Source organism: Psychrobacter immobilis (assembly GCF_904846065.1).
In the GTDB taxonomy this organism is placed as follows: domain Bacteria; phylum Pseudomonadota; class Gammaproteobacteria; order Pseudomonadales; family Moraxellaceae; genus Psychrobacter; species Psychrobacter immobilis_H.
Genome location: NZ_CAJGZV010000009.1, coordinates 1 through 3,341, shown reverse-complemented (window position 1 = coordinate 3,341; position 3,341 = coordinate 1). Strand labels below are relative to the sequence as shown.

Genomic DNA, 3,341 nt, shown 5'->3' with positions numbered 1-3,341 from the left:
CTTCCACACCCTGCCTATCAACGTCGTAGTCTTCAACGGCTCTTTAGGGAAATCTAATCTTGAGGTGGGCTTCCCGCTTAGATGCTTTCAGCGGTTATCCCATCCGAACGTAGCTACCGGGCAATGCCACTGGCGTGACAACCCGAACACCAGAGGTTCGTCCACTCTGGTCCTCTCGTACTAGGAGCAGATCCTCTCAAATTTCCAACGCCCACGGTAGATAGGGACCGAACTGTCTCACGACGTTCTAAACCCAGCTCGCGTACCTCTTTAAATGGCGAACAGCCATACCCTTAGGACCTGCTTCAGCCCTAGGATGAGATGAGCCGACATCGAGGTGCCAAACACCGCCGTCGATATGAACTCTTGGGCGGTATCAGCCTGTTATCCCCAGAGTACCTTTTATCCGTTGAGCGATGGCCCTTCCATACAGAACCACCGGATCACTAAGACCTACTTTCGTACCTGCTCGACTTGTGGGTCTCGCAGTTAAGCGCGCTTTTGCCTTTATACTCTACGACCGATTTCCGACCGGTCTGAGCGCACCTTCGTACTCCTCCGTTACTCTTTAGGAGGAGACCGCCCCAGTCAAACTACCCACCATACATTGTCCTCGGTATTGTTATACCTGAGTTAGAACCCCAACATGACCAGGGTGGTATTTCAAGATTGGCTCCACCGAGACTAGCGTCTCGGCTTCAAAGCCTCCCACCTATCCTGCACAAGTCAGGTCAAAGTTCAATGTAAAGCTGTAGTAAAGGTTCACGGGGTCTTTCCGTCTAGCCGCGGGTACACAGCATCTTCACTGCGATTTCGATTTCACTGAGTCTCTGCTGGAGACAGCGCTGCCATCATTATGTCATTCGTGCAGGTCGGAACTTACCCGACAAGGAATTTCGCTACCTTAGGACCGTTATAGTTACGGCCGCCGTTTACTGGGGCTTCGATCAAGAGCTTCGCTTACGCTAACCCCATCAATTAACCTTCCAGCACCGGGCAGACATCACACCCTATACGTCCACTTTCGTGTTTGCAGAGTGCTGTGTTTTTAATAAACAGTTGCAGCAGCCTGGTATCTGCGACTGCCAACAGCTCAAGGAGCGTGTCCTATCACCATCAGCAGCGTACCTTCTCCCGAAGTTACGGTACCATTTTGCCTAGTTCCTTCAGCAGAGTTCTCTCAAGCGCCTTGGTATTCTCTACCTGATCACCTGTGTCGGTTTAGGGTACGATTCGTTTATAACTATTGCTTAGAAGCTTTTCCTGGAAGCATGGTATTTGCCACTTCACTGTACAAGTACAGCTTGCTATCAGATCTCAGCCATGTAGTAGCCCGGATTTACCTAAGCCACAAGCCTACATCCTTTCACCTGGACAACCAACGCCAGGCTGACATAACCTTCTCCGTCCCTCCATCGCATTATAAACAAGTATCGGAATATTAACCGATTTCCCATCGACTACGCCTTTCGGCCTCGCCTTAGGGGTCGACTCACCCAGCCCCGATTAACGTTGGACTGGAACCCTTGATCTTCCGGCGTGCGAGCTTTTCACTCGCATTATCGTTACTCACGTCAGCATTCGCTCTTGTGATACCTCCAGCATGCCTTACGACACACCTTCACAGGCTTACACAACGCTCCCCTACCACTTGAAAACAAATTCAAATCCGCAGCTTCGGCTCCTAGTTTGAGCCCCGTTACATCTTCCGCGCGGGCCGACTCGACTAGTGAGCTATTACGCTTTCTTTAAAGGATGGCTGCTTCTAAGCCAACCTCCTAGCTGTCTATGCCTTCCCACCTCGTTTCCCACTTAACTAGGAATTTGGGGCCTTAGCTGGCGGTCTGGGTTGTTTCCCTCTCCACAATGGACGTTAGCACCCACTGTGTGTCTCCCGGATATCACTCATCGGTATTCGGAGTTTGCATCGGTTTGGTAAGTCGGTATGACCCCCTAGCCGAAACAGTGCTCTACCCCCAATGGTGTTCGTCCGAGGCGCTACCTAAATAGCTTTCGGGGAGAACCAGCTATCACCGAGTTTGATTAGCCTTTCACCCCTATCCACAAGTCATCCCCTGGCTTTTCAACGACAGTGGGTTCGGTCCTCCGGTGCCTGTTACGGCACTTTCAACCTGCTCATGGATAGATCACTCGGTTTCGGGTCTATACCCTGCAACTAAACGCCCTATTAAGACTCGGTTTCCCTACGGCTCCCCTAAACGGTTAACCTTGCTACAGAATATAAGTCGCTGACCCATTATACAAAAGGTACGCGGTCACCCTAATAAATTAAGGCTCCCACTGCTTGTACGCACACGGTTTCAGGTTCTATTTCACTCCCCTCACAGGGGTTCTTTTCGCCTTTCCCTCACGGTACTGGTTCACTATCGGTCAGTCAGGAGTATTTAGCCTTGGAGGATGGTCCCCCCATCTTCAAACAGGATTTCTCGTGCCCCGCTCTACTTAATATGTTAACGCTAATGTTTCGAATACAGGACTATCACCTACTACGGTCAGCTTTCCCACGCTGTTCTTCTACATTAGCATTAATCGGCTTCTCCCCGTTCGCTCGCCGCTACTAGGGGAATCTCATTTGATGTCTATTCCTAAGGGTACTGAGATGTTTCACTTCCCCTCGTTCGCTTCTTGTACAAGTACAAGATACCTACCTTATGGTAGGTGGGTTTCCCCATTCAGAAATCTCCGGATCACAGGATATTGCCGCCTCCCCGAAGCTTATCGCAGGCTGTCACGTCTTTCATCGCCTCTGACTGCCAAGGCATCCACCATGTGCGCTTCATTACTTGACCATACAACCCCAAGTAGTCTTTCGACTGCTAAGTGTTATAAAGTCTAATTATGATAACGATATCACCTATGTTTATACGCTTGATTCAGTTCTCTTATTACTTTTTTAATCACTCACCCCTGGGATAACAACTGATGTCGTTAAGAGGTGAGTGATTAAGGTTAGGAACAACGCGTGAACACGTGTTCCTAACCCAGACTCATATCTATGTTTTTAAATAGTCTCTATGCTCTCGTCGAGTCACAGATTCTGTATAAAACAGAAAGAAGTAATCGTGTCTTTATTCAAAGATAAATCACTTGTTTCTATTTATACTATTAGCACTTAAAGCTTATTCGTCTATAGTGGTGGAGCCAAACGGAGTCGAACCGTTGACCTCCTGCGTGCAAGGCAGGCGCTCTACCAACTGAGCTATGGCCCCATTATAAAATGGTGGGTCTAAGTGGACTTGAACCACTGACCCCCGCGTTATCAACACGGTGCTCTAACCAGCTGAGCTACAGACCCAATTACGCTTGTTAAAACGTAAGCT

At 49.1% G+C, this 3,341-nt stretch carries 2 tRNA genes and 1 rRNA gene; all 3 read right to left on the bottom strand.

Annotated elements, in window-relative coordinates:
- Positions 1-2,810, bottom strand: a 23S ribosomal RNA gene (locus JMW64_RS13700); the annotation flags it as partial.
- Between the two features lie 344 nt (positions 2,811-3,154).
- Positions 3,155-3,230: transfer RNA gene (locus tag JMW64_RS13695), tRNA-Ala, on the bottom strand.
- A gap of 9 nt (positions 3,231-3,239) precedes the next feature.
- Positions 3,240-3,316, bottom strand: a tRNA-Ile gene (locus JMW64_RS13690).
- Positions 3,317-3,341 lie beyond the last annotated feature (25 nt).